This window comes from Methylophilus medardicus (genome assembly GCF_006363955.1).
In the GTDB taxonomy this organism is placed as follows: Bacteria; Pseudomonadota; Gammaproteobacteria; order Burkholderiales; family Methylophilaceae; genus Methylophilus; species Methylophilus medardensis.
In genome coordinates this window covers 2,283,988-2,306,108 of record NZ_CP040948.1, presented here as the reverse complement: position 1 = coordinate 2,306,108, position 22,121 = coordinate 2,283,988, and the positions used below count along the sequence as shown (strand labels likewise).

At 47.9% G+C, this 22,121-nt stretch carries 16 protein-coding genes; 8 read left to right on the top strand and 8 right to left on the bottom strand.

The window, feature by feature from the left end:
* Positions 1–420 precede the first annotated feature (420 nt).
* The 3 genes from FIT99_RS10925 to FIT99_RS10915 all read left to right on the top strand — a co-directional run bounded on the left by FIT99_RS10925 (position 421) and on the right by FIT99_RS10915 (position 5,003).
* Entirely contained in the window at positions 421–1,080 is a 660-nt protein-coding gene (locus FIT99_RS10925) for a pyridoxamine 5'-phosphate oxidase family protein (protein WP_140004307.1), read from the top strand.
* Positions 1,081–1,304: 224 nt separating this feature from the next.
* Entirely contained in the window at positions 1,305–3,959 is a 2,655-nt protein-coding gene (locus tag FIT99_RS10920) for an EAL domain-containing protein (RefSeq protein WP_223261197.1), read from the top strand.
* A 117-nt stretch (positions 3,960–4,076) separates the two neighbouring features.
* The gene (locus tag FIT99_RS10915; RefSeq protein ID WP_223261196.1) at positions 4,077–5,003 is read left to right on the top strand and encodes a choice-of-anchor A family protein; all 927 of its coding nucleotides are present in this window, start codon (positions 4,077–4,079) and stop codon (positions 5,001–5,003) included.
* 64 nt (positions 5,004–5,067) lie between these two features.
* On the opposite strand, the gene FIT99_RS10910 is transcribed toward FIT99_RS10915, so the two are convergent.
* The 7 genes from FIT99_RS10910 to pip form a co-directional block, all read right to left on the bottom strand.
* Entirely contained in the window at positions 5,068–6,543 is a 1,476-nt protein-coding gene (locus FIT99_RS10910) for a porin (RefSeq protein ID WP_223261195.1), read from the bottom strand.
* A 198-nt stretch (positions 6,544–6,741) separates the two neighbouring features.
* Entirely contained in the window at positions 6,742–8,001 is a 1,260-nt protein-coding gene (locus FIT99_RS10905) for an OmpP1/FadL family transporter (RefSeq protein WP_140004306.1), read from the bottom strand.
* A 99-nt stretch (positions 8,002–8,100) separates the two neighbouring features.
* Entirely contained in the window at positions 8,101–10,176 is a 2,076-nt protein-coding gene (locus FIT99_RS10900) for a bifunctional diguanylate cyclase/phosphodiesterase (RefSeq protein WP_140004305.1), read from the bottom strand.
* Between the two features lie 6 nt (positions 10,177–10,182).
* Positions 10,183–10,710 (bottom strand): YfiR family protein, encoded by a 528-nt coding sequence (locus FIT99_RS10895; protein ID WP_140004304.1) that lies wholly within the window; start codon positions 10,708–10,710, stop codon positions 10,183–10,185.
* A 240-nt stretch (positions 10,711–10,950) separates the two neighbouring features.
* Positions 10,951–12,456, bottom strand: coding sequence for a 2OG-Fe(II) oxygenase family protein (locus FIT99_RS10890; RefSeq protein ID WP_140004303.1), 1,506 nt, complete (start codon positions 12,454–12,456; stop codon positions 10,951–10,953).
* 101 nt (positions 12,457–12,557) lie between these two features.
* A complete protein-coding gene (locus tag FIT99_RS10885) occupies positions 12,558–13,850 on the bottom strand; it encodes a YhjD/YihY/BrkB family envelope integrity protein (protein ID WP_223261194.1) in 1,293 nt (430 codons plus the stop codon).
* A gap of 24 nt (positions 13,851–13,874) precedes the next feature.
* On the bottom strand, positions 13,875–14,825 hold the full coding sequence (gene pip, locus FIT99_RS10880; RefSeq protein ID WP_140004301.1) for a prolyl aminopeptidase: 951 nt from the start codon (positions 14,823–14,825) through the stop codon (positions 13,875–13,877).
* Positions 14,826–15,130: 305 nt separating this feature from the next.
* Between pip and FIT99_RS10875 the strand changes: the two genes are divergently transcribed.
* From FIT99_RS10875 to FIT99_RS10855, 5 genes are all read left to right on the top strand, one after another.
* Positions 15,131–16,996, top strand: a complete 1,866-nt coding sequence (locus tag FIT99_RS10875; protein WP_140004300.1) for a PQQ-dependent dehydrogenase, methanol/ethanol family — start codon at positions 15,131–15,133, stop codon at positions 16,994–16,996.
* 243 nt (positions 16,997–17,239) lie between these two features.
* Positions 17,240–18,118, top strand: a complete 879-nt coding sequence (locus FIT99_RS10870; RefSeq protein WP_140004299.1) for a quinoprotein dehydrogenase-associated putative ABC transporter substrate-binding protein — start codon at positions 17,240–17,242, stop codon at positions 18,116–18,118.
* 225 nt (positions 18,119–18,343) lie between these two features.
* On the top strand, positions 18,344–18,826 hold the full coding sequence (locus tag FIT99_RS10865) for a c-type cytochrome (RefSeq protein ID WP_140004298.1): 483 nt from the start codon (positions 18,344–18,346) through the stop codon (positions 18,824–18,826).
* Between the two features lie 139 nt (positions 18,827–18,965).
* Entirely contained in the window at positions 18,966–19,478 is a 513-nt protein-coding gene (locus FIT99_RS10860) for a c-type cytochrome (RefSeq protein WP_189524749.1), read from the top strand.
* A 68-nt stretch (positions 19,479–19,546) separates the two neighbouring features.
* Complete coding sequence (locus FIT99_RS10855) at positions 19,547–20,872, top strand: NAD(P)/FAD-dependent oxidoreductase (protein ID WP_140004297.1); 1,326 nt, start codon at positions 19,547–19,549, stop codon at positions 20,870–20,872.
* A gap of 62 nt (positions 20,873–20,934) precedes the next feature.
* On the opposite strand, the gene lplT is transcribed toward FIT99_RS10855, so the two are convergent.
* Positions 20,935–22,101, bottom strand: a complete 1,167-nt coding sequence (gene lplT, locus FIT99_RS10850; RefSeq protein ID WP_140004296.1) for a lysophospholipid transporter LplT — start codon at positions 22,099–22,101, stop codon at positions 20,935–20,937.
* Between the last annotated feature and the right edge of the window lie 20 nt (positions 22,102–22,121).

The following is a 22,121-nucleotide window of genomic DNA, read 5'->3' as shown; positions in this document are numbered from 1 at the left end:
GCTATCTGGCAGCGGTCGACCGTCATTCATGCCATGCAATGGGGCGATCAATGGTCATCGCTCAGCATGTTGGGACTGCGCGCTCGAACTTTCTACTCAACAATACGGTGTTTTATGAGGTGTCCGACGCGGTCACTCTAGGGTTAGAGCTCAATCAGGCGGTGAGCCTTGGCGTTATCGGCTCACCCCCCAATTGCATTATGATGCCAGCCAGCACTATACCGTGCAAATGGGCACGGCTTGGTTTACGCTGGATCATCCGGATCGTTTGCAACGGCTCTGGAGTGTGCGCCTGATACGGCTGTTTTAATGACAGCGTAAGATGAACGCCCTACAATAGATTGTGAGGCTTGGCGGGTGATCCGCTGACAACACGCATTTTTAACAGCGCACTACGCGCGATAAGCATAAGGGGATAGGATGAGTCGTTTGTTTGGAGAAACACACCGTAGAGTGCAAGATCAACAAGGCACGAGAAAGCTCGCGGATCGTATTGAAGAAATCGCTTGTAAGACCGAAATCGACGAGGATGCAAAGGGTTTTATTGAGTCACTGGACATGTTTTTTCTGTCTACCGTTGACCATCAGGGCAGACCGACCGTGTCTTACAAAGGCGGCTTTACCGGATTTGTCCGTGTGGTCGATGATAAGACGCTGATTTTTCCGATCTATAACGGCAATGGTATGCAGTTGTCGGTGGGCAATATGGTCGAGAACGCGGACATAGGCATGCTGTTCATTTCGTTTGAGCGCCCGCACCGGATTCGATTACAAGGCGTCAGTGAAGTCTCTAACGAGCCCGCCTTGCTGGCGCTGTATCAAGAGGCCGAGTTTGTGGTGAAAGTGACTTTGTCCGAGTTATGGCAGAATTGTCCACGCTATATTCATCGCTATACGCGTGACAGTCAGTCTCGATATGTGCCGGTTGCTGAATGCCAGACTCCGCTCGCAGAGTGGAAGCGCCTAGAATTTGTGCAGGATGTGATTTCAGCCGAGGATGCAGAGAAAGCGCAGGCGGCTGGTTTTATTCAAGTTGAAGATTGGGTGGCTAAAATTAAAGCCGGCGCGCCCGATGTTTGAGTGTGCCTAAAAGCCGCCTGTGATACGCGTCCGCTTAGGAGGACGTTTTTTTGGGCCGCGCGCTCAGATGACTGCGTAAATCTGTGGATAAAATGGTTTTTATAAAAGTATTTTTATAAAAAAATCATTTATAAAAAGACAATTGGCGTAAATATTTGTATTATTTACGCTATGCGCTTGTTAAGTCACTTTTGATCTACGCACCGTTTATCCCATGATTGCCCATGCATAGATTCCCTGCTATTTTTGCCCGAGGCGGGCTGCGACGCCTGATGAGCATCCTCTGTATGCTCGCAGGTGGCATGTTGCTTTTCGCAGTCTTGCCATTGCGTGCGGCAGAGATCAAGACAATCACAGTCATCAGCGACGATAATTATCCCCCCTATCTGTTTAAAGACGCCAACGGCAACACCGTGGGTATCGTCGCGGACTACTGGGCATTATGGGAGCAGAAGACCGGCATCAAGGTCACCTTGCTGTCGACGGCTTGGGAGCAAGCCCAGCAACAACTGCTGAACGGTCAAGCAGACGTCATCGAAATGATTTTTAAGAATGCTGAGCGCGCGCAGAAATATACGTTTAGCGACACGTATGCCACCGTGCCAGTGGGGATTTATGCCCATGAGAGTATTGGCGGTTTAAGCGCGCCGAGTATGCTGCAAGGCTTTACTGTGGCGGTTCAAAAAGGCGATGGTTGTATTTTTAAATTAAAAGAAGCTGGCGTAAAGTCATTTCGCCTCTACGACAATTATGAGGCGTTGATAAAGGCGACTCTGAACGGGGAGGTGAAAATCGTATGTATGGATGATTATCCCGCCAGTTATTATTTATATCGTTTGGGGGTGGACGACCAGATATTACGTGCATTCACGCTATATCAAGGCAAATTTCATCGCGCGGTGCGTAAGGATGACCTCGATACATTAAATCTAGTTGAGCAGGGGATGGCTGCGATCACGCCGGCTGAACGGCAGGCCATCGAGACCAAATGGAAAGGCAGCCACCTCAATCGGGGCATGAGTCCCAGGCAGTGGATGTGGCTGACTGCAATGACGGTGGCGATCACAGCCAGTCTGCTTTTGCTGATTTTGACTTTGCGATTGGCAGTGAAACGCAAAACCTTTGAAATTGAGAGTAAGCGCAAAGAGCTCGAGCTCGAGCGCCTGCGATTGACAGAAATCATTGATGCGACGCGCGCCGGCACTTGGGAGTGGAACATTCAAACTGGCGAGTGTCAGTTTAACCAGCGCTGGGCAGAAATATTAGGCTACAGCTTGGAGGCGCTTGCGCCAATCGATTTGGCAACGGCAAAGCGTTTGACCCACCCCGACGATTGGCAGACCTCGATGGCCTTGGTTGAACGCCATCTCAAGGGGGAGATTGACTATTATGAGTGTGATATTCGTATGCAGCACCGCGATGGTCACTGGGTATGGATCGCCGACCGTGGCCGACTCATTTCAACCACGGCTGGCGGCGAACCATGCATGATGCGCGGCACCCATATCGATATCACAGAAAAAAAACAGGCAGATGCGGTGATCTGGCAACAAGCCAACTTTGATAGTTTGACGCAATTACCCAATCGTCACTATTTTCATCAGCAAATGAAACGGGTCGTCACCGAAGCGGCGGCAAGCCAACAGCGTGTGACCCTGTTGCTGCTAGATCTGGATCGTTTTAAAGAGGTCAACGATAGCCTTGGCCACCGACATGGCGATGAGTTGTTGATTGAGGTCGGTCAGCGTATACGCCAATGTCTGGCCCCCGAGGTCACGGTTGCCAGGCTAGGCGCAGACGAGTTTGCCATTATTTTGCCGGAAGGCCTGCACGGCGACCTGCAAAGCCTATGCAATCAGTTGATGCAAGATATCTCCAAGGCCTATATTTTGGGCGGCGAACGGATATTCGTCACAGTCAGTATCGGCATTAGTCAGTATCCGGATGACGCCGTACATGCCGAAGAAATGATGCAGCATGCAGAGCAGGCCATGTTCGATGCCAAAAGTCATGGGCGAAACAGCCTGCGTTTTTTCTCATTGGCGATCAGGGAGGCGCTGTCACAACGTGTGAGTCTCGCACGAGATTTACGCACAGCGGTTGAGAACGGCGAATTGCGCGACTATTATCAGCCCATCATCAATTTGCAGAGCGGCCTTATTGTGAAAGCCGAGGCGCTGATGCGTTGGCAGCATCCCACCCGAGGCTTGATTAGTCCGGCCTTGTTTATCCCGGTGGCTGAAGAGACCGGCGATATTATGGCCATGGGGCACTGGATTTTTCAACAGGCGGCCCAACATGCTTTGCAATGGCAAGCATGGATGGGCGATGAATTTGCGATCAGTGTGAACAAGTCTCCGGTGCAATTTGTTGAGCAGTTAACTAAGCAATATGACTGCTTAGAAGCTTTGCGCGATATGGGGCTAGATGGCAAACGTATCGTGGTGGAGATCACTGAAGGATTGTTGCTGAACCCGGATCCAGTGGTTGAACAGCGCTTGCTGCAATTCAGGGATAGGGGTATTCAGGTCGCCATCGATGATTTTGGCACCGGCTATTCTTCATTGTCTTACCTGAACAAATTCGATATTGATTACTTGAAGATTGATCAATCCTTTACGCGGAATCTCAATGCGGGCAACCAGAGTTATGTATTATGTGAGGCGATCATCGTCATGGCGCATAAACTAGGCCTCAAAGTGATCGCAGAGGGCGTCGAAACGGCGTTACAGCGCGATTTGTTACTCGATATTCATTGCGATTACGCACAGGGGTTTTTCTATTCCCCACCGGTGCCGGCAGACGTCTTTGCGCAAATGTTGGTGCAACAATCAAGACAAGCAGTCATTTCGCCCAGAAAGCGAGTGCTGAAAGCCTGAGGGTGGCCTGAATGGGCTATACCGAAGTCCTAAGTAAAAGTGTTATAAACCCCTTAGTGTTTCATTAAATACAATTTATGATGATGGAAAATTCAACATACTCAAGGGTGTACATATATGCGTAACATAGCAAAAGGATTCATCGTTGCGGCACTGGCAGTGCATAGCGTCGCTGCCTCAGCGGACGTGCTGGACTTTGGCGTCGCTGGCAAATTTAATGTATTTGTATTCAATGACTTCATCAGTAGCAATAGTGATGTGGAGGGTGCGGTAGCGGCAGGCGGCAACTTTACCGCCACCGGTTACTCGGTGAATGAGCTCAATCAACCGGTCGCGGGGAATGCGCTGGTGGTTGGCAACAACCTCAGCTACACCAACGGCAGTGTAAAAAACGGCAATATTGACGTCGGCGGCACGCGCAATACGTCCAGCTTTGGTTTTACTGGGGCGTATACCAATAGCCAGCCGATCAATTTCAGCAACGAACGCACTTATCTGTCTAACCTGTCTAGCGACCTCAATCTGCTAAGCAACACCGGTACAGCTACTTATCAATTTAGTGGCCTGCAACTGACTGCCAGCAACAATACAGATGTACAGATTTTTGATATTGATGGCAGTTTGTTTAACAGCAGAAACAACACGACCTTCAGTGGCTTTTCAAATGGCCAAACCATTATTCTGAATATTTCTGGTAATGGCTTAAGCTTTAATGGCGGCACGGGGACTGACTTTGGCAGCTATGGCTTTAATGTCGTCTATAACTTTTACCAAGCGACTGCATTGAGCACAGGCTCTGGTGCAACCGGTACAATCCTTGCGCCACTGGCCAACATTACCGGCGGATATGCTGCGATTAACGGTAACGTGATTGCCAACAGCTGGAACACCAACACGCAAGTGAATGTAAAAGGCATGTTTAAACCGACCGAGATTACCGGTTTAGTGGTCACACCAGTGCCTGAACCAGAATCTTATGCCATGTTGTTAATGGGCTTGGGTGTGATGGGTTGGTTGGTCCGCAGACGTCAAACGCTTGCCTGATCTGGCCGCAGAATAAAAAAAGACTCAAGCAAATGCTTGAGTCTTTTTTGTTTTATGCTTGCTGTTAAAACTTCATACGTAAACCGGCCCCGTAGCTGGTCACATGCGTATAGTTTGAGGCACTGGGATATTTATCGCCAGAAAAATGGTTAGTCGTATACGCAAGGTAGGTATCGAAACGCTTATTCAGTTTGTAATCCACCATCGCGGTCCACGTGTCGATTTTGCCCTGCGAGTTCGTTGACACCGTTGGGCCTTCAATCGCATCTGCCTTGGTCAGGTAATACCCAATCGAGCTGGTCAGGCCATTGAGTGCGGGGACCCGTTGCGCAAAATCAAAATTCGCACCTAGGTAGTACACATAATTATCCTGCTTAAAACCTGGTTTCAATGCCGAGCTTGCCACCCCGCCAAATACGGTTTGATCATAAATATGATTGTAACCAATGGTTGGGGAGGATGAGGGTTGTAATTGGTACCACTCCATGCCGCCAATGATTTTCAGGTCTTTGCTGGGTAACCATCTGCCGGCGAGCAAAATGGCTTGCGTGTTATACAAGGACACCGCAATCGTGTCATTCGCTAACGGGTTGCCAGGTGCGGCGCTGCCAGACTTCACCGAGTCGAAAAATCGATCATAAGCCAATTGCACGCCGAACGCCGTACTCTCGTAGCCAAGTTGGGTGGTGTAGCCATTACCATGCGAAGTCCCTGCCGAGTTGCCGAACTGATTGATCACGGCATAATTGATTTTGTCATGACTCTCCAGTTCGTAAACGTTGGCATACTTGAGTGAGTTCTTCATGCGCGAGTTTTCAGAGACGCCTCCGCCTCCGCCCACCGTACCACTCTCACCTAAAGGTGAAAAGCTGTCTGCCTTACCGTTCGGATCATAAGTGACGGTAATCTCGAAGAATGGATTGTACTGCGTACCGTAGGTCAGCTTACCCAAAGTTCCACCATCTATCCCTGCCCACGCTTGCCGCGTAAACAACTCACCGTTCATCGAGGAGTTTGCACTGACGCTAGCGTTAGCATTGGTACCAGAGTTATCCGCGAGCGTTTGTGCGGCATCATGCAATTTCATATCCAGCGTGTTAAAGCCGGCTTCAAGCTGATAAATGAATTTAAAGTTGTGATCCCACACTTGCAATTTGTCGACTTCGCCTTTAAAACCCAGGCGTGAGCCTTGCCAGCCACCATTCACCCAATTCGTTCTGGCAGTGGTTCTGCTGGTCTTTTTTGCCCCGGCATAAGGATAAAAGTTATTCGCTAACTCGTAGTTCTCAGGCAACGAGTGATTGATGTGGGAAAGACCAATATCTACCAGACCATAGACCTGAAAATAGGCAGGGTGGTCAGCGAGGTCAAAATTGACTCGAAACGGATTGTCGTCATTCATAAAGCGCGACAACAAGTTTGGGGCCTCTTGCGAAGTAGCGGTCGATGGGGAAAGTGTATCTTGCGCTTGCGCTGCTAGTGCCTGCGTTAACGCTAATGGTAGCAACGCGAGTTTGAAAAAGTGTTTAGGGTGCATCATGATCCTTTAAAGCGCTCTGTGGTTCGTTTCAAGACAGGGCATTGTCGGATCTGAATATGAACGTTGCGTGACAAGCGGCTTACGTGAAGCTTACACCCGAAAAAAGGCTTTATTTTCAGGGAGATGGCCGTAAAAAAACCGTGATGCAAATACGATCACGGTGCGGATGTAGGGCGCAAACCTTTGGCGGCTAAGACATTAAAACTGATGGGTGAACTGCATGCTGAGAATATCAGCGCTACCGTCGTATTTGCCGTCGATTAAGCCTTTACCGGGTGTGGGTGTCCGCTGATCATCGTAAATGCTGGCTTCTTTGATAAAAAGATGTGCATAACCGACATCAAACGTAGTCTGCGGACTATATTGCCAGCTCGCCCCTAACGAGAGCCAAATCCGGTCATTACCCGGAATGCGGCCAGTCCGATGATTGTTGTCGATGGCTTCTTCATCATAGGCCATCCCGCTGCGTAATTTAAGACTGTCGGTGTAACGATAGTTGACGCCAACCGAGTAACGCAACGTATTGTTCCAGTGCTCTTGCGTTGAGCCAACCACGGTATTTGAACCATTGTCGCGGGCGATGGTAAGTTCCTTAAACTGGCTCCAGCGCGTCCAAGTTACGTCTGTGAGTAATTCCCAGTGCTCGTCCAACCGACTAAAGCTGCTCAAGGAGAGCGTCTCGGGCAAGGTCAAGTCGGCAGTAATGTCGGTGTTTAAAGTCCTGCCAGGAAAGCTATTCAAGCCGGTGAACGGTGAGCGCACATCGCCTTTGAGGTGTTGCGCCACTTTTGAGCGAAAGGCCAAGCCGAGTCGGGTATCTGGAGTGACTTGATAGATCGCGCCCAGGTTATAACCAAAGCCCCAATCTTTGCCTTTATTGACCACAGAGGATTCTGCTGTTACCAAGTTGACTGCGCTGGTGAGTTCGGCCTGCGCCCACATGGCGGAGAGACCAAAGCCGAATGACCACTGATCATTGAGTTTCCAGGCCAGCGATGGGTTGATGTTGACGGTTTTAAGTTCTGATTTAATGGCTTGAAAACGGCCCAGCCAGCCCTTGTCGTATTCGGTTTTGAGGCCAAAAGGCGTGCCCACGCCGATGCCTATTTTGAGTTGCTCGTTGATGTCTTGCTTGTAGTAAAAGTTAGGGATGGCAGCCAAGCTGCCAAAGTTGCCGCCCTCAGTGCCTACAATACTTGTGTTTTGATTGTCAAAGTCGCCGGTTGTTTTAATCAAATGCAGCGCGCCCAGTATTTGCCTGCCCTCAAGATAAGTCATCCCTGCAGGATTGAAAAAGATGGTGCTCGCGTCTTCTGCAATGGCTGAGGCCCCTGCATAGGCATTGCCCAACCCACTGGCGCCTTGTTCAAACAAGGCAAACCCGGCGGCTTGGCTATGGTGTTGATAGAGAGAAAAAACGATTCCTACGAGTAAAAACGATGGTTTGCGCTGTGGCATGAATTCCCCTGATGGCTCTTTATTATTAGTTTTATTTTACATTATTTGCATTTACTTTACTGATGAATCTCGCTGTGTGAGGCACAAGCAGCTTATTTTTTAGGCCTCTGATGCGGCTATTTTACGAAAAACAGCTGGAATACTTTCTGGAAAATCGGCCATAAAAGTGGTGGTCTGGCTGGCTGACAAAGCCGCGCTAAATAAATAGCCTTGCACATGATGGCAGAGTTTATATTGCAGATATTCAAACTGGATTGCACTTTCTACCCCTTCGGCAACCACTTTGAGGTTGAGGCTGACGGCTAGTGCCACCAGCGCGTCGACGATGGCAATATCCACCTTGTCTTGTGGAATGCCGGCCGTAAACTGCTTGTCAATTTTAAGGATATCCACTGGTAGCTGCTTGAGGTAATTCATGGAGGAGTGGCCAATGCCAAAGTCATCGATAGCGATACCGATGCCCAACTGCTTGAGCGAATATAGGATTTGTTTCGCCGACTCAATATTACGCATCACCATGGACTCTGTGATTTCGAGGTTGAGTGTGCGCGGCGACACATGATAATAGTCCAGCGCATGCCTAATGGTGTCCGACAGGCTGTCATCATCTAGTTGGCGCGAAGAAATGTTCACATTCATAAACAGATCCTGGTCAAACATGTCCTGCCACATGGCTAATTGTTTGAGCGATTGATGGATGACCCAAGCGCCAATGCTAATAATGAGGCCAGAGCCTTCCGCTAGGTGGATAAACTGGTCTGGCGTCAGCAAGCCCTTGGTGGGATGCCGCCATCGGAGCAGTGCCTCAAAGCCGATGGTTTTTAAATGTTGGGTATGAATAATGGGTTGATAAAATAACTCAAGTTGTTGATTTTGCTGCGCAAAATGCAGCTCTTCACGAAGATTGCGTAGCTCGGAAGTGTTGGCTTCATCTGATTCGCTATAAAAGCGGAAGGTATTACGCCCAGCATCCTTGGCCTGATACAGGGCAATATCCGCGTTTTTCATCACTTCGGTTTTAGAGTCAAAGCCAGACCGTAATAGGGCAATACCGATGCTGACACCAATGTGGATTTCATGATCCTCAACAATAAATTGGGCAGAAATGGTTTGAATGATTCGTTTACACACTTGCTCAATCAGGTTGCGCCCCGGGGCTTCGAGCAAAATGGCGAATTCATCGCCACCTAAGCGAAAGATAGCGTCTTCTTGCGACAGGTTGCCGCGTAAACGATGCGCCACTTGCAATAACAATTTGTCGCCAGTATTGTGGCCGAAGGCATCGTTAACGATTTTAAAGCGATCCAAATCCAACAATAGTAAATAAACATGTTGGCGGTCATCTGGGGCTGCAGTGATTTTGCGCGTAATGGCCTCTTCAAACGCATGACGATTCAGCAATTGCGTGTTTTTATCGTAATGCGCCAAGAACTGCAGTTTTTCCTCAATCACCTTGCGATGATCTAATTCGGCTTGTAGCTGGTCGTCGCGTTGGCGAATGCTTTCGAGCATATTGTTAATATCATGGCTCAGCATCCCAATTTCATCCTCACTGGTAATTTGGATGCGCTGGTCGTAATGATGATTGCGCGTAATTTTGCTGACAAAGCTTTGTAAGGCATGAATCGGGTCAACGATATTGCGATTGAGTCGCCACATGATCAGGCAGCCCACCAGCGCTGCCGCCAAGACCGCAATGGCATTAGACCAAGCAAAGCCAATCAATACATCCACAATCTGCTCTTGTTTGATGGTTGCATGCAAAGTGCCGACGTTCTTTTCGTTCACCACGATTGGCGTGGTCACGTCCATGTCACTAAAATAGGGATACAGCCATTGCCAGACCGCCGGATTTTTGGGGTGTTCGGGATGCAGGCTTTGTATCGGGTGTCTTTTCTGGTCGTAGATGACGATGCTGCGGATATTCTGATTATCGGTCAGCGGCTCTAAGGTCTTGGCCGCTGAACTCACTTCACCAAACATCACGGCGGGCCCAATCGCATTAGCCACGACGTTCATTTGTACCAGAATGTCCCGAACCAAGTGTGAGCGTAGGTTGTGGTAGTGGCTACCAAACGCAATGACAATAAATACCAACAGCATACTTAAAGTCATCACCAGCTCGGTGAGTAGTAATTTATGGGCGATTTTGAGGTGAGGGAGCAGTCTTAGCATACAAACTTAGTGAATGATATTGGTCGCCAGTGACATCAGACGCGTGTCAAATACAATGCCGGCCTGTTTAGCCGATGAGAGGTGCAGTGCAAACTGGTAATGTTTGTCCTGCTCGTTAATTTCCACATGCCCGTATTCCGAAAATGAATTACCCACATATACAACGGTCAGGACCGCGTCTTTCTGAATGGCTTGCTGCAATTCTAGCGGCTTTTGTGCAACGTAGTCCTGAATATACAATAGGTTACAGCGTTTTGCCTCGGCAGGTGCCCGCAATGTAATCAAAAAAATCTGCAAATTTTGCAGTTTTTGTGACTCGAGCGTAGTGGCTTTTAAGTAGCCAATGTCCTCCTCAAAGGCGCAAATGGCGTACGTATCTTGTGCTGTGCGGTTAGACGCCTGGCTGAGTGTTGCCAGGTTAAACAGCAACGCACTCTTGGTTTCGCGCACTTGTTCAGTCCCCGCCTGCGTGAGGCTGGCCGCGCCTAAGCCGAGCAGGGGTAATATTAAACATGTCCGGCGCACTGCAATCATAATGAGTTGACTCCATCACAACGGGTTGGTCTGAGGGGCGCGCTCGCGCTGTCGCGCACTATGGGTGCAGGCCTGACTGGTGGTGCCCAGCCCTCAGGCGCTTCACAAAAACCATCGCGTACTATCTATCATACCTTGCGTGTTGGCGAGCAAAATGAGTCATTTTGATAAATTCTGTTTCGGTTTGATAAGCCAGCCGTTTCACGTGGCCAGTGGCTCATCGTTGTGTGGCGGCGCAGATTAATATTGGCTTCTTGCCATGGTGAGATGTGCGGCAGGTTTTAAGTCAAATGCGACACAAATACGCTCAGCTTCGGCATGAAAGGGAATGGTTCGGTGAAACAGTGAAGAAGGAAACAAGACAATATCGCCGACCGCCGGTTTAATGAAGCGGGTCGGAAATTCGCGCTGCAATTGCGGGTATTGATCGCCATGCGTGCCATATTCAAAAGCCCCTTCTTGAGGGTCAGCGGTTTCTGGCATGGCTAGGTAGACTGCACCGCTCAGCCAGCCGATTTCATGAATGTGGGCGTCTAGATGGCCGCCTTTTTGCATCTTGACGTACCAAGAGCTGGTGAATTCTAGGGTGTCAGGAAAATGCGTGATCAGCGCACATTCAGCGTCCTTAAATTGCAATTGATACAGTCGAAATTCGCGTTTGACTATGTCGGCCAATGCTCTAAAAGCTGCTTCGGGGCGTTTAAATAAATTGCCAGCAGATTGCTTACCATTGGTGAGGCGCGCCTGCTTACGCTCAGCAATATCTGCTTGCGCAATGTTCAAAAGCAGCTCAGCTAACAATGGGCTCCCTGGCGCGAGTTCGGGTAGTGGGCGATGATAGACAAACGATAAGCCGTCAGGACAAAATTGATAAGGGTCTGGTTCGCCGTGGTTGAGGCTGTAGTGTGTCGAAAGCGTTGCAATAAATGGCGCGGTATGAGGTCCTTGCTTGATGATCTCGTCGCGCAATTGCTTAAAGCCATCGAATTTTTCGCCACGATACAGACAATACAAGACTCTGGATTGCCAGTCATCCAGTTGCGAAGCCTGAAAGTGAGGAATCGCTTCTTCAAACCGCTTTGCCAAATATAAAAACTCGCCCATATTGTAATTGGCACCGGCATGTTGTGGATTCCGTTGCAGGGCCGCTTGGTAATACCCGACTGCTTTGGTCATGTCACCCTGATCGCGCCAAGTTTCGCCTAGGTTATTGTAAGCATCGGTATAGTTGGGGAAGAGCGCAATCGCTCGTTCATAACTTGCCACTGCTGCTTGCAATTGTCCTTGATCGCGCAACACCGTCCCTAGGTTGAAATGACCGCGTGCATCTTGTGGCTGGATGCGTAATCCTTGTTGGTAGCTGGTGACCGCTTCGGCAAGGCGGCCTTGCTTTTGTAACAGCGTGCCCAGATTGCCATGCGCCTCAAAAAACTGTGGATTCAAGGCAATGGCTTTGCGATAAGCCTGTTCGGCCGCGTCAAATGCCTGGCACTGAGTTTGTACAATGGCATAGTTAAACCATAATTCAGCTGCATTCGGATTCAATTTAAGTGCCGCCAGATAGGCCTCGGCGGCGGGCGCATACTGTTGGCTTTGGTCGAGTGCCAGCGCCAACAAATGATGCAACACAAACTCACGCGGGTATTGCGCAATTAATGGTCGCGCTTGTTGAATCACCGCGGCGAATTGGCCTTGATTCAATTGTTGTATCAATGAATTAATGGTTTGTGGAAGTGAGATAGCCATGATGCAGAATTCCAAACATAGTTACAATTTTGTAACATATATTACAATTCCGCAATGATTGCTTGCATTGATTTAGCGCAAGCGGCGGCAATACTGGCGTTTTAAGAGTCTGTGATGGGCGCGTGCGTATTGATAAGCGCTGCATGCTGGGTGCGTCTTTTGAGCAATCGAACCGCAATCTGTGGATCATCCTGTAACAAGTTTTCCATGCACGCGGCGTCAATCTCAATCACGGATGCTCGTTCTGAAACCACGATGGCGCTAGCGGTCACCGCTTGGGCAGAAACCATAGCAATCTCGCCAAAAAAATCACCAGTTTGCAGGATGCGTATGGCGTGTTCGCTGCCGTCTGCTTGTCGTTGCGTTAAATGTAATGTGCCTGCAACCACCCTATAATAAGAGTGATGTTGCGCATTGCCTTGTTGAAATACGTAATCGCCGCGCGCATAGGTTTTGCCAAATTTGCCCATGAGCGCCTGCAAATAATGCTGCTGGTTCGGTAAATCCTCAAATAGCCCTTTCAAAAGCAACATATCCTTTTGTTTCAGCGTCACTAACAGCTCAATGCCTATTAAGAATACGGCAAAGTTAACGTAAAGCCAGCTGATCGACACAAACATCGCTTTCATGCTGCCAAACACGGCACCAAAACTTTTGTTCACACTTAAGAACAAGCCAAACGCGGGTCGCATGAGCATCCAAAGCGTGGCGGTGAGTAATGCAGAGAGTAGCAAATGTCGCCAATCCACCTTGAGGGGGCAAAACGTATGATAGAAGCCAGCAATCAATAGCGTGGTCAAGCTTAATGACAGTAGCGTGCCAACCTGGTTGATCAATGCCGAGGGCAAGTGATTCGCTAGAAACAGAATGATCGATTCCAGCACAAAGCCTGCAGCGGTAAACAGGAAGAAAACCAGTAACACACCAAGCACAGCCACTATATCGTGTAATTTTTTATGCCAGAAAGACGGCACATCTCGACGACTGGCAATTTGATAAAAACTGGCGCGCATGTGTGCAGCCAGTGGCATGATCGTCCATAAAAGTACAAAAAACCCCACTGCGCCCCAGGCCGCCTGGGTGCGGGTATTGTCATAGACTTCTATCATGATGCGCTGGCTGAACTCGGGCAATAAATTGCTGGTGAGAATCGCCAGCTTAACAATGGCGTAATCTGACGAATACACCAAATGGCTGATCAAAAAAAAGATCAGCACAATCAGCGGAATCAATGCAAACAAGGCATAAAACGATAAAGCGGCAGATAAGCTCATCAGCCGGTGACGGCTCACTCCTTGCCAGGTCGTTTTTAATACGAACAACGGCGTGCAATAACTAAGCGCAGAAAATTGCCGCTGCAGCGCTTGCCAGCATTGTTTCCCCGTTACCCACATACGAGACGGCATCGGGTGGAATGATTAAGCGCTGAGTTGCTTGTAGCGCTCAGTGGCGCTCAGCAAGGCCTGACAGGTGCCGGTTTCCATGGCGGAGTGACCGGCATCCGGTACCATCACCAGTGTCGCCTGCGGCAAGCGTTGGCTGAGCTCCCAAGCGGTCTGCGGTGGGCAGACCATATCGTAACGCCCCTGCACAATGGTCGTCGGGATATCGCGCAAGTGCTTAGCGGCCGCCTCTAGCATGTCTGCACCATTCACAAAGCATAGGTGCGCAATATAATGTATCTGTACGCGTGCCCGGCCGAGTTCGATAACGCCATTCACCTCAGCATTGTCTGCTTTGGGCAGCAGGCTCATGATGCTTGATTCAAAAGCGTTCCAGCGAATGGCGGCAGGAATGCTCACCGCAGTATCGGTATCAAACACCTGCGTTTCATAGTAGGCCAGGACATTTTCCCGATGGCTGGCTGGGACTGGCGCCAGTAACTGCTGCCATGCCTCTGGAAAAAACAAGGATACTTGTCCCAAGAACCAGTCTATTTCATGTTGCCTGCTTAAAAAGATACCGCGCAAAGTGAGGCTGATGACAGATTGCGCGTGGTGATTGGCGTAGGCTAGGGCAAGGGTGCTGCCCCACGAGCCACCAAATACATGCCAGCGCTCAATGTTTAAATGGGCTCGGATGCGTTCGATATCGTTGACCAAGTCTTGCGTAGTGTTGTCGGTGGTTTCACCAGCAGGCAGGCTGCGGCCACAACCGCGTTGATCGAAAAGAATAATATGATAGTGGCTTGGGTCAAAAAATCGTCTTTGGCCGGGATTACATCCACTACCGGGGCCGCCATGTAAAAACAGAACAGGCACGCCATTTGGGTAGCCGCACTGTTCAACATAGATGGAATGTAACGGGCTCACCACAATATGTGAACTTGTAAATGGCTGGCATTCTGGATAGAGGCTAAAGTTGGTCATGAGATTTTTTATTAACTATATGATTTTAAATGATAATTTAAATTACAGAAAAGTTGCATAAAAATGCAAAAAAATATTTCTCGAAAATTGTAACCAATTTGTAACCAAACTGTTGCAATTGAAAACAAATTGTTCTATATTGCAATCCTCACAGACGGCAAGTGATAAATTCTCAGATGTTTCAGGAATTTCTCCCTTGTCTCTAGAGTGAAAAGTATGCGGGAAATTTGGTTTGCTAATCCTAGTGTTGGCAAAATTTAACGTGTACTTATATTAAACCCTTAGTACTAACTTTGGAGATCAATATGCAAGTTAACAAAATCAAACTGGCCCTCGGTCTGGTAGCAGCATTGCCACTGGTTGCTTTCGCAGCAGCTGACCAAGAAGCCGCGTTGAAAGATGCAAACAACTGGGCACATCCACGTGGTCAGCATAACAACAACGGTTACAGCGCCTTGGCACAAATCAACAAGGGTAACGTTAAAAACCTGAAAGCAGCATGGACATTCGCAACCGGTGTAAACCGTGGTCACGAAGGTTCACCAGTTGTTGTGGGCAACATGATGTACGTTCACACAGCTTTCCCAAACAACGTATACGCTTTGGATCTGAACGACAATCAAAAAATCGTTTGGTCTTATTTCCCTAAACAAGACCCAAGCGTTCAAGCAGTTTTGTGCTGTGACAACGTTTCACGTGGTCTGGGCTACGGCGACGGTAAAATCTATCTGCAACAAAACGACGGTATGTTGGTTGCTTTAGATGCGAAAACTGGTGCTAAAGTTTGGGATGTTAAAAACACTGATCCAAAAGTCGGTGCTACTAACACCAATGCTCCACACGTAATCAAAGACAAAGTTCTGACAGGTTGTTCAGGTGCTGAATTCGGTGTACGTTGCTTTATCGCAGCATACAACCTGAAAGACGGCTCACTGGCATGGAAAGCTTTCTCTACAGGTCCAGACAGCGAAGTATTGATCGGTGCTGACTTCAACAAAGAAAACCCATCCTACAGCGCACTGTCAGTTTACCAAGACGTAAACGGTGGTAACAAACAAGGTGGTTCTTTCAAAGCTGTTGCTGCTGATCAAATCAAAGGCGGCGAAAAAGAACTGGGTACACGTACATGGTTGAAACCACAAGCTGTTAAAGACGGCTGGCAACATGGTGGCGGTTCCGTATGGGGCTGGTGGCCATATGATGCACGTACAAACTTGGTTTACTACGGTACTGGTAACCCATCCGTATGGAACCCAGATGTACGTCCAGGCGACAACAAATGGTCTATGACAATTTTTGCTCGTGATTTGGACACTGGCGTGGCTAAATGGGGCATGCAAATGACTCCACACGATGAGTGGGACTACGACGGTATTAACGAAGTAATCCTGTTCGACAAAGGTGGCAAAACATACGCATGGCACCATGACCGTAACGGCTTCATCTACACATGGCAAGCTGGTAACGGTACATTGGTTGCTGCTGAAAAAGTGCATCCATTCGTTAACTGGGCAACTGGTGTTGACCTGAAAACAGGTGTACCTGATAAATTGGCATCTGCTTCTACTCACCAAGACTACAACGCTAAGGGTGTTTGCCCAGCTGCTTTAGGTACTAAAGACCAACAGCCTGCTGCTTACTCTCCAAAAACTGGTTTGATGTACACACCATTGAACCACGTATGTATGACATACGAGCCAGTTGAGTCCAAATACGTTGCCGGTCAACCATGGGTTGGTGCTACATTGACCATGTTTGCTGGTCCAGACGGCGTGATGGGCGGTTTCGGTGCTTACGACCCAATGACCAACAAAAAAGTTTGGTACAACAAAGAGAAGTTCTCTGCTTGGGGCGGTGCTTTGACTACAGCTTCTAACATCGTGTTCTACGGTACTTTGGATCGTTGGTTCAAAGCTGTTGATGCACAAAGCGGTAAAGAACTGTGGAAATTCCAAGTTGGTTCCGGCGTGATTGGTAATGCATTCACATACGGCAACAAGGGTAAACAATACGTTGGCGTACTGTCCGGTATCGGCGGTTGGGCTGGTGTTGCGATGAACTTGGGTATGACCAACGACACAGACGCACTGGGTGCTGCTGGTGGTTACAAAGAGTTGACCAAGTACAACGCTGCTCCTGGCGGCGGTGCACTGAACGTTTTCTCACTGTAATTTAAGCTAGTCTTAATTTACACGTAGTAATACGTTGACTCCTTAACACCCTGCTTCGGCAGGGTGTTTTTTTTCATGATATTCATGAATCAAAACAGCGTTCACAGAAATTAAATGCGTTTTGCTACAAATCAAAACGCATTCAAGATAAGATGATTCACTTTGTCGTAGGTCGGTAGAACTTTTGAGCAAAGGTAGGCTCCAAAAACGACAAGACACAATCACAATAAGGATGAAGTCAAAATGAGAACTACATGGAATTTACTGGGTGCGTTTGCGATGCTGTTTGCCACACAAGGTGTGGTGTTTGCGGAAGAGATCGATATTCCGTCGATTAATCCGGATGAAGGCCGCATCGGTGAAGTCCGCCGCGTTGCGGATGAATCAGAATTTAAAGTCTGTTCAGATCCAGACAATATGCCATATTCAAACATCAAATTAGAAGGGTTTGAAGACAAAATTGCGCAGGTTTTGGCAGATGATCTTGGTAAAAAACTGACTTATCAATATGCCTACAACCGTCAGGGCTTTTTGCGTAATACGATTAATGCGATGCGCTGTGATGTCATTATCGGTATGACCTCTGATTTTGATGGTTTGCGTACGTCGAAGCCATACTACCGTTCAGGCCATGTGTTTGTTTGGCGCAAAGATAGCAATTACGACATTACAAATTGGGATTCACCAGATTTGAAAAAAGGCATTATCGGCATTGTGGACAAAAGCCCAGCAACGATCCCTTTGAACGACTTTAATTTGATGACCAATGCAAGACCTTACCGTTTGCAACGTGATTTGAATTTACCAACCAGCTTTATTATCGATGACCTGGTCAAGGGTGACATTGATGTGGCCGTCATGTGGGGTCCGATTGCAGGCTACTATGCCAAACAATCTAAAGTACCGCTAGAAGTCCGCTTGATTCCTGAGTACAACAAGGTTAATTTGAAGGGTAAAGAGTATTGGAACATCTCAGTGGCCGTTCGTATGAAGGATAAAGACCGCATGAAACTAATCAATGAGTCTTTAGAGCGCAATAAAGATAAAATTAATGCAATTCTCAAGGATTACGGCATTCCAACTGTGCCAGTCGTTGAAGGAGATAGCGTCTACAAAAAATAACACTGAAGATGAAAAAGTTTTAAAAACAGGCAGTTGGTAATGACAAGGCCATAGAAACACAGTAGAATCGTGGCCTTGTTTTGAGATGGCTTAGTGAAACATTCTGTAATTTTTTTCAGAAATATTCGTCAACCGTTTCTGGAACGATTCGTTAAATGTGCATGCGTTAATTGTTTTAGGTTCATCAGTTAGCGTTGCTCATTTTGTTTAGGATTAGGAGAAAACATGTTAGGCAACACATTTAAATCAGCATTGTTGGTTTCCTTGATGGCATTTGCCACAGGTGCGATGGCTGAGATCACATTATCAGCCACTCAAGACGGCTCAACCATCAATATCGACAAAGCATTGTTTGATACAGACGCTTCAAAAGAATTCTTGGCTACTGGTAAGAACCCTTACATTGGTAACGAAGAAGCCATCAAAAAAGGCAAAAAGATTTTTAACCTCTACTCCTGCGTCGCCTGTCATGGCGGTAAAGGTGAAGGTGCTGTCGGACCTGGCTTGATTGGTGCGAACTTCCGTTATGCAAAAAATGTGACAAACAAAGGTATGTTTGAAACGATTTGGCATGGTACGAACGGCGGCATGGGCGCTAAAGGCTTTGGCTTGATGGCTCCAGATGATGGCATCAAACCAGATGAATTATTGAAAGTAATTGCTTTCATTCGCAGTAACAGCAATGTAGGCACCACAGGTAACGAGTAATTCGTTCCGAATAAAAAAACGGTCACCTTGGTGACCGTTTTTTGTTTTTGTGGCACAATAAAACTGAACGGTAGACTATTAAAAACAACATTAAAAACCGTCTTTTTTTACAAAAATAACGATTGAACAAATGGGGGTAATGATGAGAAATATATTTTTAGCAACGATGCTGGCAGCGATGCTGGCCGCATGTAACAACAATAGCACAGGTAGTAGTGCAGCACAGGCTGACAGTGATATCAAAGCAGTTCAGTTCGTCACTACTCAAGATGGTCAACCCATGCAGATCGACCTCAAAATGTTCGATACCGCAGCGGCTAAGGAATTTTTAGCGTCGGGTAAAAACCCTTACATTGGTAACGAAGAAGCCATTAAAGAAGGTAAGAAAAAATTTAATTTGTTTTCTTGTGTGGCCTGTCATGGCGGCCATGGTGAAGGGGCTGTTGGTCCAGGTTTGATTGGCGATAATTTTAGATATGCCAAAAATGCCACCAATAAAGGCATGTTTGAAACCATCTGGCATGGCACCAATGGTGGCATGGGTGCTAAAGGGTTTGGTTTAATGGCACCAGATGATGGCCTCAAACCGGATGATGTATTGAAGGTCATCGCATTTATTCGTAGTCATGCCAAAATTACTGGTAACGAATAACGGTATAATAGCGTTGTTGTGCGCGCTTGGCAGTACGGCAGGCGCGCTTTTTTATTGAAGGATAAAGTGTGGCAGACGAAAATAATTTACACCATGTCATCATTGTAGGTGGCGGCGCCGGTGGGCTCGAGTTGGCGACTAAATTAGGTGATTCTTTGGGTAAAAAAAAGAAAGCCAGCATCACCCTGATTGATGCCACACGAACCCATGTCTGGAAACCATTGCTGCATGAAATTGCTGCAGGCAGCATGGATCCAGACCGCCATGAGCTCGAATATTTAGCACAAGCACATTGGCATCATTTCAAATTCCGTTTGGGTCGTATGGATGGCTTAAACCGCAACACACGTGAGGTGTTGTTGGCGCCTGTGTATGATGAGGATGGTAACGAGATTATTGCGCGTCGTTCATTCAAATACGATACCCTCATCATCGCCGTGGGTAGCACCACCAATGACTTTGGTATTAACGGTGCGCGAGAGTATTCCATGGCGTTGGATACGCAAGAACAAGCGCAAAAATTCCATCGTTATTTACACAACGCATTATTGCGCGCACAGACACAACCAGAATCCTTAAAACCAGGGCAACTGGAAGTAGCAATTGTAGGAGCCGGAGCAACTGGTGTAGAACTGGCGGCAGAATTACACAATACGACACGTGAATTGACGGCGTATGGTCTGGATAAGATTGATCCAGATCGCGACGTCAAAATCTCACTCATTGAGGCGAGTGATCGTATTTTGCCTGCACTGCCTGCCAAGTTGTCTTATGCCGTTGATGTTGAATTACGTAAATTACGCGTCAATGTATTCACCGGCGAGCGTGTGACTGAGGTGTCGGCCAAGGGGATCACGACGCATAGTGGCCGCACGATTCCTGCAGAATTGGTGGTGTGGGCGGCAGGCATCAAGGCGCCAGACTTTCTAAAAGATATTGATGGCTTGGAAACCAATCGCATCAATCAATTGGTGGTGAATCAGCACTTGCAAACGACGCGTGATACCAACATTTTTGCCTTTGGCGATTGTGCGGCATGTCCATGGCTGGGTCATGATGCTACAGTGCCACCACGCGCCCAAGCGGCGCACCAGCAGTCCTCCTTATTGGTTAAAACAGTGAAAGCGCGTGTGGCAGGTAAAGCGCAACTGCCTGAGTTCCACTACACGGATTACGGTTCACTGGTAAACCTTGGCAAATATTCGACCGTAGGCAGTTTGATGGGCGCGGTGGCTGGCGGTAGCATGTACATCCAAGGCTTGTTTGCACGTGTGATGTATCGTTCATTGTATAAAATGCACTTGATGGCGTTGCATGGTATTTTCGCGGTGATTGTGCATACCATCGGACGCATTATCTCCAGACGAACTGAGCCTCACGTCAAGCTGCACTAGTTTGAATAGGTTTGTGAGTCAAAAAGGGCGCTTTAAGCGCCCTTTTTGATAGTTGATGCTGATTAGCGTTGAATTTGTTTTCGATAAAGTATCGTGATCAGCGACATACTGACAATAATGAATACGCCAAAAATCGCGACAATGGTATTGATGTCTAGCTTTGCGCCGACCATCCAGGTATAGGCGCCTAAGAGCAATAAAATACCGATATTTTCATTAAAATTTTGTACGGCAATCGAGTGGCCAGCGCCTAATAGATGGTGCCCCCGATGCTGCAACAATGAGTTGAGTGGCACCAAAAAATAGCCGGATAGTACGCCAATGACGAACAATAAAATGCCTGCCAGCACAGGGCTGTGAATCAGCATCATACTGATGACCAAAATCCCCATATAAATGCCTGCGGGTAATACTTTTACGGCGTTTTCAAGCTCTACATAGCGCGAGGCAATGATCGAGCCCGCCGCGATACCCACCGCCAGAATGGCAATCAAGTAAGTTGCTTGTTGTTGTGAAAATCCTAATCTGACATCAGCCCATTGCAGCACAACAAATTGCAAGGTCGCCCCAGCCCCCCAGAATAAAGTCGTCACCGCCAATGATACTTGGCCTTGCGGATCCTTCCATAACGTCACAAAAGCGTGCCAGAAATCCTTCAGTAAAAATTGCAGGTTTTTTTGCTCCACCTTGTGATCAATAGGTACTTTAGGAATGTAATAGTTAAAGCCAGCCGCCATTAAATAAAGCACCATGATGAAGGCAATGCCGGTGTATGGGTTATTTGCTGACAAGGTCGAGCCTAGTACTGGCCCCAGAATAATGGCGGTGACCGTGGTGCCTTCCATCCAAGCGTTCGCTTTGATCAGTAAGCTCGACGGTAGCATTTCGGTGAGAATGCCGTATTTGGCTGGGGAATAGGCCGCAGCACCTACCCCCACCATGGCATAGGCGTACAGTGGCGGTACACCGACCAATGCCATTAAACAGCCAATGAATTTCAGACCGTTACTTAAAAACATCACACGGCCCTTTGGTAACGCATCGGCAAAAGGGCCGACAAATGGCGCGAGGATGATGTAAGAAATGACAAAGAACTCTCTAAGCAGCGGTTCATGCCAACTGGGGGCATTGAGCTTTGCAAGCAACGCAATCGCGGCAAATAAGAGCGCATTATCAGCGATTGCCGAGAGAAACTGGGCAATCAGTAAGGTATAAAAGCCTTTGACCATAACATGCAAGCAGACAGTGT